1 pseudogene is annotated in these 251 nt (G+C 71.3%); it reads right to left on the reverse strand.

Annotated elements, in window-relative coordinates:
* Positions 1-221: pseudogene (locus tag HA630_RS26905) on the reverse strand (glutamate 5-kinase); the annotation flags it as partial.
* Between the last annotated feature and the right edge of the window lie 30 nt (positions 222-251).

Genomic DNA, 251 nt, shown 5'->3' on the forward strand with positions numbered 1-251 from the left:
GCCTGGAGTTCGTTGATTTCCTTGGGCCGCACCGTCCAGCCCAGGCGCTTCATGCCCTCGGCGATGGCGCCGCTGCTGACCATGATGACCTCGCGTCCGTCCCGCACCAGGGCGCTGAGCTGCTCGCTCCACTGCCCGATGGCGGCCTCGTCCAGACCGCGCCCTTCGTTGGTGACCAGGCTGGAGCCCACCTTGACCACGATGCGGCGCGCGCTGCGCAACACGTCGGCGGGGGCGGCTTGCGGGGCGGC

This window comes from Aquabacterium sp. A08 (genome assembly GCF_011742065.1).